Annotated in this window: 16 protein-coding genes; 11 read left to right on the forward strand and 5 right to left on the reverse strand. The window is 54.2% G+C overall.

The window, feature by feature from the left end; all coding sequences use genetic code 11:
* Window positions 1-5: 5 nt before the first annotated feature.
* The 3 genes from AC4LF3_RS07175 to AC4LF3_RS07185 all read left to right on the forward strand — a co-directional run bounded on the left by AC4LF3_RS07175 (window position 6) and on the right by AC4LF3_RS07185 (window position 2,070).
* Window positions 6-635, forward strand: a complete 630-nt coding sequence (locus AC4LF3_RS07175) for an arylesterase (protein WP_491835015.1) — start codon at window positions 6-8, stop codon at window positions 633-635.
* Window positions 636-737: 102 nt separating this feature from the next.
* Window positions 738-1,019, forward strand: coding sequence for a hypothetical protein (locus AC4LF3_RS07180; protein ID WP_010797770.1), 282 nt, complete (start codon window positions 738-740; stop codon window positions 1,017-1,019).
* A gap of 70 nt (window positions 1,020-1,089) precedes the next feature.
* Window positions 1,090-2,070: a L,D-transpeptidase family protein gene (locus AC4LF3_RS07185; RefSeq protein WP_150347707.1), complete on the forward strand. Its 981-nt coding sequence runs from the start codon at window positions 1,090-1,092 to the stop codon at window positions 2,068-2,070.
* Between the two features lie 93 nt (window positions 2,071-2,163).
* Here the strand turns inward: AC4LF3_RS07185 and AC4LF3_RS07190 are convergent, their stop codons facing one another.
* Window positions 2,164-2,415, reverse strand: coding sequence for an Lpp/OprI family alanine-zipper lipoprotein (locus AC4LF3_RS07190; protein ID WP_026003970.1), 252 nt, complete (start codon window positions 2,413-2,415; stop codon window positions 2,164-2,166).
* Between the two features lie 458 nt (window positions 2,416-2,873).
* Here AC4LF3_RS07190 and AC4LF3_RS07195 point away from each other — a divergent pair, with 458 nt between their 5' ends.
* On the forward strand, window positions 2,874-3,158 hold the full coding sequence (locus AC4LF3_RS07195) for a GNAT family N-acetyltransferase (protein ID WP_010797773.1): 285 nt from the start codon (window positions 2,874-2,876) through the stop codon (window positions 3,156-3,158).
* Between the two features lie 53 nt (window positions 3,159-3,211).
* Here the strand turns inward: AC4LF3_RS07195 and AC4LF3_RS07200 are convergent, their stop codons facing one another.
* Window positions 3,212-4,288 (reverse strand): 3-deoxy-7-phosphoheptulonate synthase, encoded by a 1,077-nt coding sequence (locus tag AC4LF3_RS07200; RefSeq protein ID WP_026003971.1) that lies wholly within the window; start codon window positions 4,286-4,288, stop codon window positions 3,212-3,214.
* A 184-nt stretch (window positions 4,289-4,472) separates the two neighbouring features.
* Between AC4LF3_RS07200 and AC4LF3_RS07205 the strand changes: the two genes are divergently transcribed.
* The 4 genes from AC4LF3_RS07205 (at window position 4,473) to AC4LF3_RS07220 (ending at window position 7,791) form a co-directional block, all read left to right on the forward strand.
* Window positions 4,473-4,799, forward strand: coding sequence for a YbbN family protein (locus AC4LF3_RS07205; RefSeq protein WP_010797775.1), 327 nt, complete (start codon window positions 4,473-4,475; stop codon window positions 4,797-4,799).
* A gap of 158 nt (window positions 4,800-4,957) precedes the next feature.
* Window positions 4,958-5,449 (forward strand): universal stress protein, encoded by a 492-nt coding sequence (locus tag AC4LF3_RS07210; RefSeq protein WP_010797776.1) that lies wholly within the window; start codon window positions 4,958-4,960, stop codon window positions 5,447-5,449.
* A gap of 84 nt (window positions 5,450-5,533) precedes the next feature.
* Window positions 5,534-6,508 carry an HTH-type transcriptional regulator CysB gene (cysB, locus tag AC4LF3_RS07215; RefSeq protein ID WP_239380390.1) on the forward strand — a complete coding sequence of 325 codons (975 nt, stop codon included), beginning with the start codon at window positions 5,534-5,536 and terminating at the stop codon, window positions 6,506-6,508.
* A 125-nt stretch (window positions 6,509-6,633) separates the two neighbouring features.
* On the forward strand, window positions 6,634-7,791 hold the full coding sequence (locus AC4LF3_RS07220; RefSeq protein ID WP_010797778.1) for an aldose epimerase family protein: 1,158 nt from the start codon (window positions 6,634-6,636) through the stop codon (window positions 7,789-7,791).
* Here the strand turns inward: AC4LF3_RS07220 and AC4LF3_RS07225 are convergent.
* Window positions 7,781-8,743, reverse strand: coding sequence for a LysR family transcriptional regulator (locus AC4LF3_RS07225; protein ID WP_010797779.1), 963 nt, complete (start codon window positions 8,741-8,743; stop codon window positions 7,781-7,783). The two genes, AC4LF3_RS07220 and AC4LF3_RS07225, sit on opposite strands and share 11 nt — an antisense overlap.
* Before the next feature lie 110 nt (window positions 8,744-8,853).
* Between AC4LF3_RS07225 and araD1 the strand changes: the two genes are divergently transcribed.
* Both araD1 and AC4LF3_RS07235 read left to right on the forward strand, forming a co-directional pair.
* Entirely contained in the window at window positions 8,854-9,849 is a 996-nt protein-coding gene (araD1, locus tag AC4LF3_RS07230; protein WP_491835016.1) for an AraD1 family protein, read from the forward strand.
* A gap of 212 nt (window positions 9,850-10,061) precedes the next feature.
* Entirely contained in the window at window positions 10,062-11,648 is a 1,587-nt protein-coding gene (locus tag AC4LF3_RS07235; protein ID WP_491835017.1) for an aldehyde dehydrogenase (NADP(+)), read from the forward strand.
* A 47-nt stretch (window positions 11,649-11,695) separates the two neighbouring features.
* On the opposite strand, the gene AC4LF3_RS07240 is transcribed toward AC4LF3_RS07235, so the two are convergent.
* Together AC4LF3_RS07240 and AC4LF3_RS07245 are read right to left on the reverse strand one after the other, a co-directional pair.
* Window positions 11,696-12,409, reverse strand: coding sequence for a FadR/GntR family transcriptional regulator (locus tag AC4LF3_RS07240; RefSeq protein ID WP_074827402.1), 714 nt, complete (start codon window positions 12,407-12,409; stop codon window positions 11,696-11,698).
* A gap of 86 nt (window positions 12,410-12,495) precedes the next feature.
* On the reverse strand, window positions 12,496-14,235 hold the full coding sequence (locus AC4LF3_RS07245; RefSeq protein ID WP_010797783.1) for an IlvD/Edd family dehydratase: 1,740 nt from the start codon (window positions 14,233-14,235) through the stop codon (window positions 12,496-12,498).
* Between the two features lie 169 nt (window positions 14,236-14,404).
* Here AC4LF3_RS07245 and AC4LF3_RS07250 point away from each other — a divergent pair, with 169 nt between their 5' ends.
* The gene (locus AC4LF3_RS07250) at window positions 14,405-15,700 is read left to right on the forward strand and encodes an MFS transporter (protein WP_010797784.1); all 1,296 of its coding nucleotides are present in this window, start codon (window positions 14,405-14,407) and stop codon (window positions 15,698-15,700) included.
* The last annotated feature ends 35 nt before the right edge of the window (window positions 15,701-15,735 follow it).

Consider the following 15,735-nt stretch of genomic DNA (forward strand, 5'->3'; position numbering starts at 1 on the left):
TCCGCATGCGTAAATGGTTATCGGGCGGCTGTCTCGCGCTGTTTCTAATTGCGCAACACGCCGCAGCACAGACGCTTTTGATCGTTGGAGATAGTATCAGTGCCGGTTTGGGGATAGAAACGGGCCAAGGATGGGCTTCGCTGCTTGAAAAACGGCTGGACGAACAGAAGGGCAGCTACAAAGTCATCAATGCCTCGATCAGCGGTGACACCAGTGCCGGCGGGCTTTCCCGGCTATCGCCGTTACTTAATGAGCATAAGCCTGATGTTGTGCTGATTGAGCTGGGCGGCAATGATGGTTTGCGAGGCCAGCCCCCTGCGCAATTGCAACAGAATCTTGCATCAATGATTGACCAGTCCAAGCAGGCAGGTGCCAAGGTACTGCTTCTAGGAATGCGGTTGCCGCCCAACTATGGCATTCAGTATACCGAGCGTTTCGCTGCGGTTTATTCCAGTCTGGCTGAAGAAAAAAAGGTCGCACTGGTGCCCTTCTTTCTGGAGGGGGTTGGAGGAATAGAGCAGTACATGCAGCCAGACGGAATTCATCCCAATGCAGCCGGACAGCCAAGACTACTGGAAAATGCCTGGCAAGCCTTACAGCCCTTGCTTGAACGGACGCACAATGCAAAGCACTGACATTTTGTAAGATTTTACAGTTTGGGACGGTTAAATCCGGTTCACCTGCTTTTCAGGTCAACGCCTTTCCGTTAAGGTTGCGCCCCCCTTCTGGAGCCTCAAATGTCGCGTCACGCCTGGTCCTTGTTTGGCTTTCAACTTATCGTGCCTGATTCACAGCTCGATCTGTTCGCCTGCCGGACTACACGGCTGCACATCGTTGCACGCCAGCTTGAGCTAGGTGGACATGCCGATCGCACATTGTGCGGCAGCCTTCTCCCGGCCGAGCCCAAGTTTCAGCCATTGGCTCGGCATTGGCTGAGACACTCGCAGTTATGCCCCCAGTGCATGGAACGTCTGGAAGCAGATAAACGGGGTGAAGTGGGTACTGTTTCGTTCCTCTGAGGTCTCACGACCTTATAGGCGCAGTGTTACACTGACACTATTTACAGCATTCTTTTCAAAGGATTTTTCGATGTTGTCTCGCGCATCATCTATCGCCTGTTTATCGCTTGCCGTTAGTCTGACTGCCGGTACGGCTTGCGCCCTGGAATTGCCGCTTCCACCGCCTGGTGAAGATATCGTGGGCGAGGTGCAGGTCATCAAGGCTGCCTACGAGGACACGTTTGCAGACCTGGGTGAGAAGTACGATCTTGGCTATTCGGAGATGGTGGCAGCGAACCCGGGTGTTGATGCCTGGTTGCCAGGGGCGGGTACCGAAGTGGTTCTGCCTACACGGTTCATCCTGCCGCCTGGGCCGCGTGAAGGGGTTGTCATTAATCTGGCTGAGTACCGTATGTACTACTACCCCAAAGGGGGTAATACGGTTTTCACCTACCCATTGGGAATTGGACGTGAAGGATGGGGGTCGCCTGTTGGGACTACCCGAATCACCGCCAAGACCAAGGACCCCAGCTGGTATCCGCCTGCATCGATTCGTGCCGAGCACGCCGCCGATGGTGATCCGCTTCCAGCCGTGGTTCCGCCTGGGCCGGACAATCCGCTTGGACCCTACAAGTTGAACCTTGCGCTACCAGGTTATCTGATCCACGGTTCCAATAAAAAATTTGGTATTGGCATGCAGGTCAGCCACGGCTGTTTCCGGATGCTGAATGAGGATCTCAAGGAGTTCGTTGGAATGATTCCGGTGAACACCCCAGTACGCATCATCAACGAGCCTTACAAGTTTGGTATCAGCCAAGGCAAGCTGTATCTGGAGGCGCATGAGCCGCTCTCGAGCGAAAATGGCAAGCCGGCCATGATCGACCAGCACACGGCTGTGGTGAATGCCATGATCCGTCGCGAGGACTTGAGTGGTCACGCTGAGCTGAACTGGGAATTGGTAAAGGATATCGTCACGGCGCAGGATGGTCTGCCCGTAGAGGTAGCTGCTACCATCAATCAGGCTTCGCAAACGGCTGCGACTGCCGCTGATCAGCCTGCTGCAGCGCTATAAAACAGTGTGGCAACAAAAAGCCCGCCAAAATGGCGGGCTTTTTGTTGCTCGCAAAAGCCGACCCGAGAGTCGGCTTAACAGGTCAGAGACCTATTATTTGCGGCTGGCTTTTTCCAGCATACGCAGAGCGCGCTCGTTAGCTTCGTCAGCAGTCTGCTGAGCTTTCTGAGCAGCAGCCAGAGCGTCGTCAGCATGACGATAAGCTTCGTCAGCACGAGCCTGAGCGCGAGCAGCAGCGTCTTCAGTAGCGGTCAGACGGGCTTCGCTTTCTTTGGAAGCGTGGCTGCAACCAGTAGCCAGGGCAGCTGCCAGAGCCAGAGCGGCAAATTTCAGAGCGTTGTTCATCATTATCCCCTTGAGGTGGACTTCCATATAGAGTGCAAATTTCCCAGCGGAAAATTGCGCGCTACATACTACTCATAACGTGTAGTAAGTAAACTGAGCGAATGCAAGGTTCGCGAGTTTTTTTCACTTTCCCTCTCATAAGCTCGATAAATTGACATTGCGTTGCTTAAAAAGTGTCCAAGGGTGACTGATGACGGGTTTTCTGACGGTATAAGGAGCGCGACTAAGGCAAACAGTTACAAGGCTAATGGGTTGTATTAATGCAAACTTCAACGCACTATTAAGCTCTTAGTCTTGCGCCAGATGCTCGTTGTATTAAGCCTAAGGTCATGATTGTTGTGCGATGGCCGGCCCGAACGGGGCAGCCATTTCTGTAGTCTGAAAATAGGCTCGGCAGCAATGTCGCTTCCCAATAAGAGAGATAAGGCGGGTAATCGGTTTTCCGCCAAGGAGCAGATATGAACGAGTCGTTTTCAATCGACCACGACCTCTCATCTCACCAGTTTGTCATCCACGTCGATGGGCAGCGCGCGTATCTTGCCTATATGGATCTTGGTAAGCAGACCATGGATTTTTACAGAACCTTTGTGCCCGATAATCTGCGGGGCAGGGGAATAGCCGCAGCGTTAGCCGAACACGCACTGACGTACGCGGAGTCACGTGGCTATAGCGTCATTCCATCCTGCTCCTATGTCGAGCGTTATATCGAGCGGCGTCAGCAGAAGCTAACGGCTCCTCACTAATCGACAGGCATAAAAAAGCCGGGTAAAGAACCCGGCTATAAGAAGACTGGCAATCAATCGCGCTTGCGCTTGGGCAGTACGTCCTTGAGCTTGTTATGCATGCTCATGATGCTCTGTTCCGTCATTTCCCAATCGATGCAGGCATCTGTAACCGAAACGCCGTATTTCAGTTCGTTGAGATCCTTAGGAATCGGCTGGTTGCCATAGCCCAGATGGCTCTCCACCATCAATCCGATAATGGACTGGTTGCCTTCGATAATCTGGTTGGCAACGTTATCCATTACCAGCGGCTGCAGTGAGGCATCCTTGTTAGAGTTTGCATGGCTGCAATCCACCATGATATTAGCCTTGACCTTGGCTTTGCTTAATTCACGTTCGCATACCGCAACGCTGACCGAGTCGTAGTTCGGTTTGCCGTTACCGCCGCGCAGAACCACATGACCGTAGGGGTTACCTTTGGTCTGCACGATCGAGACCTGTCCCTGCTGGTTGATGCCGAGGAAACGATGTGGGTTTGAGACCGATTGCAAGGCGTTGATAGCAACGGTCAGGCTGCCATCGGTGCCGTTCTTGAAGCCAACGGCCGATGAAAGGCCGGAAGCCATTTCACGGTGCGTTTGGGACTCCGTGGTCCGGGCGCCAATTGCAGACCAGCTGATCAGGTCCTGAAGATACTGTGGTGAGATGGGATCTAGTGCTTCGGTGGCAGTAGGCAAGCCTTTCTCGGCCAGCTCCAGCAGCAATTGGCGACCAATGTGCAAACCATCCTGAATCTTGAAGGAGTCGTCCAGGTAGGGATCGTTGATAAGCCCTTTCCAGCCGACTGTCGTCCGCGGCTTCTCAAAATACACCCGCATGACAAGGAAGAGGGTATCGGAAACTTTTTCGGCCAGAACCTTCAGGCGGTCGGCGTACTCGTGGGCTGCCTTGATGTCATGAATGGAGCAGGGGCCAATCACGACAAAAATCCGATGATCCTTGCCATCAAGGATATCACGCACCACCTGGCGACCCTGAGCGACTGTCTTGGAGGCGCTTTCGGTCAAAGGAATCTCTAGTTTGAGTCGCTCAGGCGTTATCAGGGGGTCGTTTGATACGACGTTTAGGTCATTTATAGGTAAATCGGCCATAGTGTTCTCGGAGGCCACGGTGCCTGCTTGGGCATAACCGGCTGGCGTTACGCGGTAAAAGGTTGACAAGAGGCTAACCATAACGTGTCTTCATAGGAGGCGACAATGGCCTTTTCCGGTTCGAGAGACGAAGCGGCCTGTTGCGTCCTTGGATGTCTTGACCAGTACGAAATAGCGAGGCTTTGTGGAATTAAGCGATCTTGATGCGGATCAGGCGTTGTTGGCGCTTTCGGGAGTAACGTTGCTTATCTTCACTGGTGAAGGGTGCTCAAGTTGCCGGTGGGCGCGAGAGCGCTTGCCGGAGATGAACTTGCCATGCGATCGAATCGCCTGGGTCGATGCGGAGCGAAACGGAGGAATGGTGCAGCGCTATGAGGTATTTCACTTGCCTGCTCTGTTCGTAGTACGTCAGGGGCTATTTTATGGCGGGCTGAAAACGCGGATGACCGAGTCTGAATTGAATCAGGGAATTCTGGCTTGTCTGAGCCGTGATGCTGATGATTTACCTTGATGAGAGAAGTGTGATGTTAACTAACCAAGTTCGCAAATTAAGGCATTTACCAGCATTTTGCACGGCGAAGTGGCAATACGCTGCTACGCTTTCCTGTGATGAATAAGCATTCGGCATGTCGTATGACGGCCATCCACGTCAGTAGTTGAGGGGGCCAATTGATCCAATCGATTCTTTATGCAACTGATCTGGGCATCTACTCATCCTCTGTCTTGCAGCATGCGCTTTCCTTGGCGCGAGCGCATGATGCTAAGTTGTATGTCGTACATGCGGTTGAACCCTTGGGGTTGTTCGCTGACTCGATTTTGCAAACCTATATGGATGCCTCCACGTTGGCACAATTGAACAAGCAGGGTTTCAATACCGTTTTAGCCAATATTGAGCAGCGCGTGATTGAGTGTCTGCGCGATGAAATGGGGGAGGCTGCGCAGGAGTTTGACCGTATCCGCTTGGTGCGGGTCGTTCAGGGAGATCCCGCTCAGGTCATTCTTGATCAGTCCCATGATCTGGCTGTCGATTTGATCGTGTTGGGCAGTCATAGTCATGGCAGCGCTTGGGATACACCGCTGGGACGTACTGCAGGCAAAGTTCTGCAAATGGCGGATGTGCCTGTCTATCTTGTACCCATGTTGCAGCATCGCAGCCATTGATAATTACCAATGGCTATAAATATTTTTGTAGTGCGTTAGTATAGGTTATAACAACGGTGCTGTTAGCTATAGCAAGGAGCCATCATGAAGCTTCAGCAATTGAGGTACATATGGGAAGTGGCGCATCACGATCTCAATGTTTCTGCAACAGCGCAAAGCCTGTATACCTCCCAGCCAGGCATCAGTAAGCAGATCCGGTTGCTTGAGGATGAGTTGGGGGTAGAGGTGTTTGCTCGAAGCGGCAAGCACCTGACACGCATTACGCCAGCGGGTGAGCGGATTATCCAGACCGCTGGTGAGATCCTGCGTAAGTGCGAAAGCATCAAGCAGATCGCCCAAGAGTTCTCCAACGAGAAGAAGGGCACGCTTTCAATCTCCACGACGCACACCCAGGCCCGCTATGCCTTGCCGGATGTGATCAGTGATTTCATGAAGCAGTATCCGGATGTCGCCCTGCACATGCAGCAGGGTACACCTATGCAGATTGCTGAAATGGCAGCAGATGGCACAGTTGATTTTGCCATTGCAACGGAAGGCCTTGAGCATTTTGGTGATCTGATCATGCTGCCCTGCTATCGATGGAATCGATGTGTCATCGTGCCCCATAGTCACCCCTTGGCCAAAGTGCCCAAGCTCACCCTGGAAGCTCTAGCTGAGCATCCCATCGTCACCTACGTATTCGGTTTTACAGGTCGTTCCAAGCTGGATGAGGCCTTTAGCCGGCGAGGATTGGAGCCAAAAGTCGTTTTCACCGCAGCCGATGCCGACGTTATCAAGACCTATGTAAGGCTCGGTCTGGGGGTGGGAATCGTGGCGGATATGGCGGTTGACCATAAGCTCGACAGTGACCTTGTTGCGCTGGACGCCAGTGAATTGTTCGAGGCCAGCATTACCAAGATCGGCTTGCGTCGGGGGACCTTCCTACGGGGATATATGTGTGACTTCATCAGTCGTTTCGCCCCGCATCTGACGCGTGAAGTCCTTGTGCAGGCGATGCAGTGCCATAGCCGCCAGGAAGTTGAAGACCTGTTTGCTGATGTCACATTGCCGACCTACTAGATTCGCTTAATCATCGTATGAAAGAAAGGGAGTCACTTCGTCTCATTTTGTGTCAGAGTGACGGGGTGAGCTTTCCAGCGGCTCACAGGTGTCCCTTACAAGAAAAACAATACGAGGTTCATACGATGAAAGTGTCCCGAAAGTCTGCTGTTCTGCTAGGTATAGGTTTCGCTCTTATGTCCGGACTCTCCCAAGCCAGCTCGTTGCATGTTGATCGTGCCCCGTTCGGGTCACTTCCTGATGGCCGTGCCATCGAGCGCTATACGCTACAAAACAGCAACGGAATGCGAGTTGGCATCATTACTTATGGCGGTATCGTCCAGTCCATTGAGGTGCCCGATGCAAAAGGGCATGTGGAGGATGTCGTTCTAGGTTTTGATGATGTGAAAGGCTATCTGGATAACGGCACCGTTTACTTTGGTGCGCTGATCGGCCGATTCGGCAATCGCCTGGCCAAAGGCAGGTTCGAGCTTGATGGCAAGACGTATCAGGTGCCGATCAATAATGATCCAAATGCTCTGCATGGCGGACCGGAAGGCTTCAATACCAAGGTATGGCAGGCCAAGCCTATCGAGGGCAAGGATTGGAAGGGCGTATCGCTTAGCTATGTTTCGTCTGATGGTGAGATGGGCTTTCCAGGCACGCTCACTACTACTGTGCGTTATACCCTCAACGAGCATAACGAGTTGCAGATCGAATATACCGCAACGACGGATAAGCCTACGGTAGTCAACCTGACCAATCACAGTTATTTCAATCTGGCGGGCGCTGGCAACGGGACCATTCTTGACCAGAAGGTGACTATCCATGCGTCCAAGTTCACCCCGATTGATTCAACGCTGATTCCGACCGGGGAACTGGCTGAGGTGAAGGGTGCGCCCATGGACTTTGTCCATCCGACTGCTATCGGTGCGCACATTCGTGACAACGACCAACAGCTGAAATATGCCGAGCCCAAACAGGGTGGCTTTGATTTCAACTGGGCATTTGATAAGCCGGGGCAGCTCGATGCCGTAGCGGTTACGGCTTTTGATCCATCATCCGGGCGGCGTCTGGAGATGTATACAACCGAGCCGGGCGTGCAGTTTTATACCAGCAACTTTCTGGATGGCACCATCAAGGGCAAGCAGGGCAAGGTTTATCCGCACTGGGGAGCGTTTACGCTGGAGGCTCAGCACTTCCCCGATGCACCAAACCAGCCCAACTTTGCCAGCACTCGCTTGAATCCCGGCGAGACATACAAGCAGACTACCATCTACAAATTCTCGACCCTCAAGCAGTAATCTCCTGCCTATGGGGCTGCACCGTCAGCCCCATATCCTGCCTTAATTCTTCAATCAGCATTTTGGCCGGTGCGGTGACGTCCATGCCCTGGCGAATGACAACGCTATAGGGCTCGCTGTTGATTTGCAGGTCAATGGAAAAGCGCTTGAGCAAGCCAAAGCGTTCACTGAAGAGCGCTACATCGCTAGGCATCACAGCCAGAAGATGCGGATCCTCCTGCAACAGGCTAAGCATCGTGAACGTAGAGGCCGTTTCGATGGGATAGCGCGGAAAGTCGAGCCCTGCAAGGCGAAACTGCTGCTCCAGCGCGAGGCGCATGGGCATGTTGGACGGATAGACAACCCAGCGATAGCCTGTCAGCTCGTCCAGACTGGAAAGTGATGCGTTGGCCAGCGGATGGTTGGGATGAGCCACCAGCGCCAGGCTTTCTGGATGTTCGATCAGCTTTTCATATGCATCAGGCCGGGTGCTTACGCTGGTTCGGCAAATCACTACGTCTACCCGCCCTTGGTCGAGAAGGGCAAGCAGTCGCGCGCTGGTGTCCTCCGCGATATGAATCGACAGTTCCGGCTGTTTCTGGCGAAGCCGATTGAGCGACTGCATGAGCAGCGGCACCGCACCCATGATAACGCCAATGGACAACCGGCCACCCTGACCATGCAGGATGCCAATCATTTCTTCCCTGAGGTGGGCAATGTCAGACTGAATGAGGCGCGCATATCGAGTCACGCAGCGTCCCAGATCGTTAGGCACCAGTCCCTGACTGGTACGTGTAAAAAGGGTGGCGCCTAGTGTCGCTTCAATTTCATGGAGGGCTTTCGTTGCACCCGGTTGAGTAATAGCAACCTGCTCGGCAGCCTTGTGCAGTGAGCCATGCTCCTCAAGGGCAATGAGAAGCTTGAGCTGACGTACGCGTAGGCGCGATGAAATGGAATTCAAAGATGGAATCATGGGAATAACCAAAGGTTATCGCTTAATCAGTACCTCTCATTAGGCAGCGTTCTGCGCGCGCCGTAAAGTATGCGCTATCCATTCAGCCCATAACGATAAGAGCAAACCCCATGAGACTGATTCAATTTGAGACTTCAGAAGGCCAGCGCCATGTAGGAGTGGTTGAAGGCGAGAATCTCCAGATTGTACGTAATGTTCGCACGACACGTGAGCTGGCACTGAATGCAATCCGAAATGGACATGATCTGGTTGCTGAGGTCCAGGCGCAGGGTACCGAGCCAGGACCGAGTTATGACAGTGTGCTCGAAGCCCGTCGCGTATTGCCTCCGTTGGATCATGACGATACGGCCCACTGCCTGGTTACCGGAACTGGGCTTACGCATCTGGGCAGTGCTTCTACGCGAGACAAGATGCATCAGCACAACAATCAGGACGAAGCCAAGTTGACCGACAGCATGCGTATGTTCAACTGGGGACTTGAAGGCGGACGACCTTTGGCCGGTGAAGTGGGGGCGCAGCCAGAATGGTTCTACAAGGGTGACGGCAGCATTGTTGTCCGTCCGGGCGAGGATTTTTCCCTTCCCGAGTTTGCCGAAGATGCCGGTGAAGAGCCTGAATTAACCGGCCTGTATGTCATCGGTGATGACGGGGAACCTTATCGGGTAGGTTTTGCGCTGGGAAATGAGTTTTCCGATCATGTCATGGAACGGAAAAACTACCTTTATCTAGCGCACTCTAAACTGCGCTGTTGCGCATTTGGGCCTGAATTGCGAGTAGGTGAGCTGCCTCGCCACCTTTCAGGTATGAGCCGGATTCGCCGTAACGGTGAGGTCCTTTGGGAAAAGGAATTTCTTTCAGGCGAAGAGAATATGTGTCACAGCCTGGCGAATCTTGAATATCACCATTTCAAGTACAACCAGTTTTTGCGTCCGGGCGACGTACATGTACATTTTTTCGGAACGGCTACACTGTCCTTCGCTGACGGTATCAAGGCGCAGCCGGGAGATCGGTTCGAAATCAGCATGCCTGAATTCGGTAAACCTCTGATCAATGGCATCGCTTCCCATAAGCCGGATTTCGTAATAGGCAACATCAAAGCGCTATAACGTTCTGAACATCAAGTGCTTTAAACGTGGGTTGTCAGCTAAATCTGCCTTCATAAGAGGCCGGTTAAATCACTAAATTGCTATGTTGTATGATGACTTAAAGTCCGACAGGATGTACCTTTAGTGCCTGACACCGATGTTCTTCTCATTTTATCTGCGTGAGCATTGGCTCGCGCAGTGTCCTGAAACCCTTTATGGTCAAGGAGTTAAGCATGCAGATCACAGGACATAACTATGTTGGCGGAGCGCGTAGTGCTAAAGGCGAAACTATCGTCTATAGCGTGGATGCGACCTCTGGAGAACAGTTATCGTATAAGTTCTATCAGGCTACGCCTGAAGAAGTTGATGCTGCTGCACGTGCTGCGCAAGAGGCTTATCCCATCTATCGCAGCCTGAGCGCTGAAAAGCGTGCCAGCTTTTTGGAGGCCATTGCAGACGAACTGGACGCGCTGGGTGACGATTTCGTGCAGCTGGTTTGCCGCGAAACCGCATTGCCTGCTGGCCGTATCCAAGGCGAGCGTGGACGCACCAGTGGACAGATGCGTCTATTCGCTCAGGTCCTGCGTCGTGGTGATTTCTACGGGGCGCGCATCGACCGTGCCTTGCCTGACCGAAAGCCGCTGCCTCGTCCAGACCTGCGCCAATACCGTATCGGTCTTGGTCCAGTAGCTGTATTCGGTGCAAGCAACTTCCCGCTGGCATTCTCTACCGCAGGCGGCGACACCGCTTCGGCGCTGGCTGCCGGTTGCCCGGTTGTGTTCAAGGCCCATAGTGGTCACATGGGAACAGCTGAATATGTGGCTGAAGCCATTATTCGTGCGGCTGAGCGTACTGGCATGCCGGCTGGCGTTTTCAATATGATCTACGGCGCTGGCGTCGGCGAGCAGCTCGTCAAGCACCCAGCCATCCAGGCGGTCGGTTTCACGGGCTCGCTGCGAGGTGGCCGCGCACTGTGTGATATGGCTGCTGCACGTCCTCAGCCGATCCCGGTTTTTGCTGAAATGTCCAGTATCAACCCGGTTCTGCTGATGCCTGAAGCGATCAAGCAGCGCGGCGATAATGTGGCTAATGAGCTGGCCGCTTCGGTCGTGTTGGGATGTGGTCAGTTCTGTACCAACCCGGGCCTGATCATTGGCATTCGTTCGCCAGAGTTCTCTGCATTCCTGGAGCGTTTCGCCGCGACCATGAATGACCAGCCGGCGCAGACCATGCTCAATGCAGGCACCCTGAAGAGCTATGTCAAAGGTCTCGAGCATTTGAATGCTCACTCCGGTATTACTCATCTTGCCGGTGCAACCCAGCAAAATAACAATCAGGCTCAGCCACAGTTGTTCAAGGCTGATGTCAGCTTGCTGCTGGAAGGTGATGAGTTGTTACAGGAAGAGGTTTTTGGCCCAACTAGCATTGTGGTAGAAGTTGCCGATAAGGCCGAGCTGATTCGCGCATTGCATGGCCTGCATGGCCAGCTGACCGCGACGCTGATTGCCGAGCCGGGTGACTTGGAAACCTACGGTGCTGAGCTGACAGCTGTGCTTGAGCAAAAAGCAGGGCGCCTATTGATCAATGGTTATCCAACCGGCGTAGAGGTCTGTGACTCCATGGTTCATGGTGGTCCTTACCCGGCAACGTCCGATGCTCGCGGAACCTCCGTAGGTACGTTGGCCATCGATCGCTTCCTGCGCCCGGTCTGCTACCAGAATTACCCGGATGCACTGCTGCCTGAGCCACTCAAGAACGCTAACCCGCTGGGTATTGCCCGTCTGGTTAACGGCGTTACGACACGTGATGCGCTGAGCTGATCGCTCCGTTAATGAAAAAGCCCCGGCGTGCCGGGGCTTTTTTATGGCTATTCGCCCTCTAATACTAGTGTAAGAGCCTTACGTGCGTCTTCCAGTTGTACCAGGGTGGCATGTTTGGCGCCCAGGGCGTCGCCATGTTGAATAGCCGTCAGGATCGCTTTATGGCGGGGAAGGGCGAACTCATGAAGGTTGGGACGCCTGTTTGACTGCTTGAGCGATTCGCGCAGTGCTAGTGATAGCATGTTGCAGAGGTTAGCCAAGAGATCATTGTGAGTGGCTTCGGCAATCTGACTGTGGAAATCCAAGTCCGGTTGTAACCACTCTTCCGGCGTCTTGGCTGCTTCCATGCGCTGATAAGCGTTTTCAATGGCCGCTACGTCATCCGGTGTGGCATGCGTAGCAGCAAGCGCGGCGGCAGCGGGCTCTATAATGCAGCGCACGCTTGAAAGCATGTTGAAGAAGTCGTTTTGTGGCGTCGTTTCCATCAACCAGTGCAGTACATCGGGATCAAGCATATGCCATTCGCGACGAGGCCTGACAACCGTGCCCACCTTGGGTTTGGAGTAGACAAGCCCTTTGGCTACCAAGACTCGGGTTGCTTCGCGCAGCACCGGGCGGCTGACAGCATACTCCTCGCACAGTAACGCTTCAGGCGGAAGCTTGGAGTCTGCAGGAAAGTGGCCAGAAACGATATGCCGGCCCAACTCCTGAACGATTCGGGCATGCATGCTTTTGCGAAGTGAAGGTTTGCGATATTCCATGAGGCGCGACGTGGCGATCCTGTTTCGAGGCCGCGCATCATAACATTCGCCCCTCGCCAATGCGGAAAGGGGCGTTGAGAACTCACTCAATGTGAATGTCTCGGCACCTCGGAGCCACGGCAGCCGACGAGGAAGTCAAAATCGCAGCCCTCATCGGCCTGCAGCACGTGGTCCACGTACAGCTTGCGGTAACCGCCACCGAGCAGGTTGGCGTTCGGGTCCTGCCAGTCCGCCAAGCGGGCCTGCAGCTCTTCATCGCTGATATCCAGATGCAGGCGGCCGTTCTCGCAGTCCAGCTCGATCATGTCACCGTCACGCACCACCGCCAGCGGACCACCTGCCGAAGCCTCCGGCGCTACGTGCAGCACCACCGTCCCGTAGGCCGTCCCACTCATGCGCGCATCGGAAATACGCACCATGTCGGTAATGCCCTTGGCCAGCAGCTTGGGTGGCAGACCCATGTTGCCCACCTCAGCCATGCCCGGATACCCTTTTGGTCCGCAGTTCTTGAGCACCATGACGCAGGTCTCGTCGATATCCAGGTCCGGGTCGAGCACACGCTCCTTGTAATGCTCCAGGTTCTCGAACACCACCGCACGGCCCCGGTGCTGCATCAGCTCCGGTGTGGCAGCAGAGGGTTTGAGCACTGCTCCCTTGGGTGCCAGGTTGCCCCGTAACACGCAGATGCCGCCGTCCTTGCGGATGGGGTTGTCCAGCGTACGGATGACTTCATCCTGCCCGTAGATCGGCGCCTCGGCACAGTTCTGCCAGATCGACTGGCCATTGGCGGTCAGGGCATCAGGGTGCGGCAGCAGGTTTGCCTCACCCATCCGGCGAATCACTGCCGGCAGGCCACCGGAGTAGTAGAACTCTTCCATCAGGAAGCGACCGGACGGCTGCAGGTCGACGATGGTAGGCGTACCGCGACCGACCCGCGTCCAGTCGTCCAGCTCAAGGTCTACGCCCATACGCCCGGCGATGGCCTTGAGGTGAATCACGGCATTGGTCGAACCGCCGATGGCAGCATTGACGCGGATGGCATTCTCGAAGGCTTCCTTGGTCAGGATCTTCGACAGGCGAAGGTCCTCATGCACCATGTCCACGATACGCATGCCAGAGAGGTGCGCTAGAACATAGCGACGCGAATCCACGGCTGGGATCGCAGCGTTATGCGGGAGCGAGGTGCCCAGGGCTTCAGCCATGCAGGCCATGGTGGAGGCAGTACCCATGGTGTTACAGGTACCGGCCGAGCGGGACATGCCAGCTTCAGCAGAAAGGAACTCGTTCAGGTCGATCAGCCCACCCTTATAGGCCTCGTGCATCTGCCAGACGATGGTACCGGCACCGATGTCGCGACCGTGGTGCTTGCCGTTAAGCATCGGCCCGCCGGTTACCACGATGGCGGGTACGTCGCAGCTGGCAGCGCCCATCAATAGCGCAGGGGTGGTCTTGTCGCAGCCGGTCAGCAGCACCACAGCATCGACCGGGTTGCCGCGGATGGCTTCCTCCACGTCCATGCTGGCCAGGTTGCGGGTCAGCATGGCGGTGGGGCGCAGGTTGGACTCGCCATTGGAGAAGACGGGAAACTCGACGGGAAAACCGCCGGCTTCGTAGACGCCGCGCTTGACGTGCTCGGCAATCTTGCGGAAGTGGGCGTTGCAGGGGGTAAGTTCGGACCAGGTGTTGCAGATCCCGATGATGGGTTTGCCCTGGAACTCATGGTCCGGGATGCCCTGGTTCTTCATCCAGCTGCGATACATGAAGCCGTTCTTGTCGGCATTGCCAAACCACTGGGCCGAGCGCAACTGGGTTTTTTTCTCAGACATGTTGTTAACTCTTATTTGTCATACTAAACGGAAGTATTGATCCGAATTTAGACTTAATAAGCTTTCATGTGAAGTGTTGTTGAGTAAAAAGTATTACTTTATAGTCCATATCACCAGTGCGGCTGCTATGCTCAAGCCGTACATAACAAAAACAATCGGAGACTTGGCTATGAGCCCAGAAATGCGGCTGATCCGCCTCATCACACTCAAACTTATTCCCTTCCTTATCCTGCTGTACCTTGTAGCCTACGTGGACCGTTCCGCTGTCGGGTTTGCCAAGTTGCATATGGGGGCAGATATCGGCATCAGCGATGCGGCTTATGGGATGGGGGCAGGACTGTTCTTTATCGGATATTTCCTATTCGAAGTGCCAAGCAATCTGTTCCTGACTCGCTTTGGAGCGCGCCGCTGGTTTGCACGGATCCTCATTACCTGGGGTGCCATTACGATTGGCATGGCCTTCATCCAGGGGCCAACCAGCTTCTATGTAATGCGGTTTCTACTTGGTATTGCGGAGGCGGGATTCTTTCCTGGGGTGCTGTACTACATCACGCAATGGTATCCCATACGTCACCGCGGCAAGATCCTGGGATTTTTCATCCTGTCGCAACCCATTGCCATGATGGTAACTGGTCCGCTCTCGGGCGCCTTGCTAGGCATGGAAGGCATAATGGGTCTGCATGGCTGGCAGTGGCTGTTCATTCTTATCGGTACGCCTGCAGTATTGCTCGCATGGCCAACCTTGCGTTTTCTGCCAGATGGTCCGGCAAAGGTGAAATGGCTATCGGCTGATGAGAAACGCTGGTTGGCAAACGAACTTGAAAAGGATTTGCAGGAATATGGCCAGACACGTCATGGCAATCCACTGCATGCACTCAAGGACAAGCGCGTCCTGCTACTGGCACTTTTCTATCTGCCGGTGACCTTGAGTATTTACGGCCTGGGCTTGTGGCTGCCGACGCTGATTCATCAGTTTGGCGGAAGTGACATCATGACCGGCTTTGTCTCGTCCGTTCCTTATCTCTTTGGCATTATTGGTCTTTTGCTTATTCCTCGCAGTTCAGATCGCCTGAATGATCGTTATGGTCATCTGGCGGTCCTGTATGCGCTAGGTGCCATAGGTTTCTTCTTCAGTGCTTACCTAAGTGCACCAGCACTGCAATTGGGGGCTTTGTGTCTGGCGGCCTTCAGCCTGTTTTCCTGCACTGCAATCTTCTGGGCGCTACCAGGTCGCTTTTTCTCGGGTGCCAGTGCCGCCGCTGCCATTGCGCTGATCAATTCGGTGGGGAATCTGGGAGGTTATATCGGGCCATTTGGTATTGGCGCACTTAAAACCTATACCGGGACATTATCGTCCGGTTTGTACTTCCTGGCAGGAGTACTTTGCATAGGTCTTTTGATGACATGGGTCGTGTATAACCAGCTGGAGCGGCGCCTTGCGCTCAAGACTGCCCCATCTTCCTGAGCGGCAGGCTGCATAAAAAAGCCACTCTTGATGAG

Source organism: Pseudomonas sp. C2.3V (genome assembly GCF_058536325.1).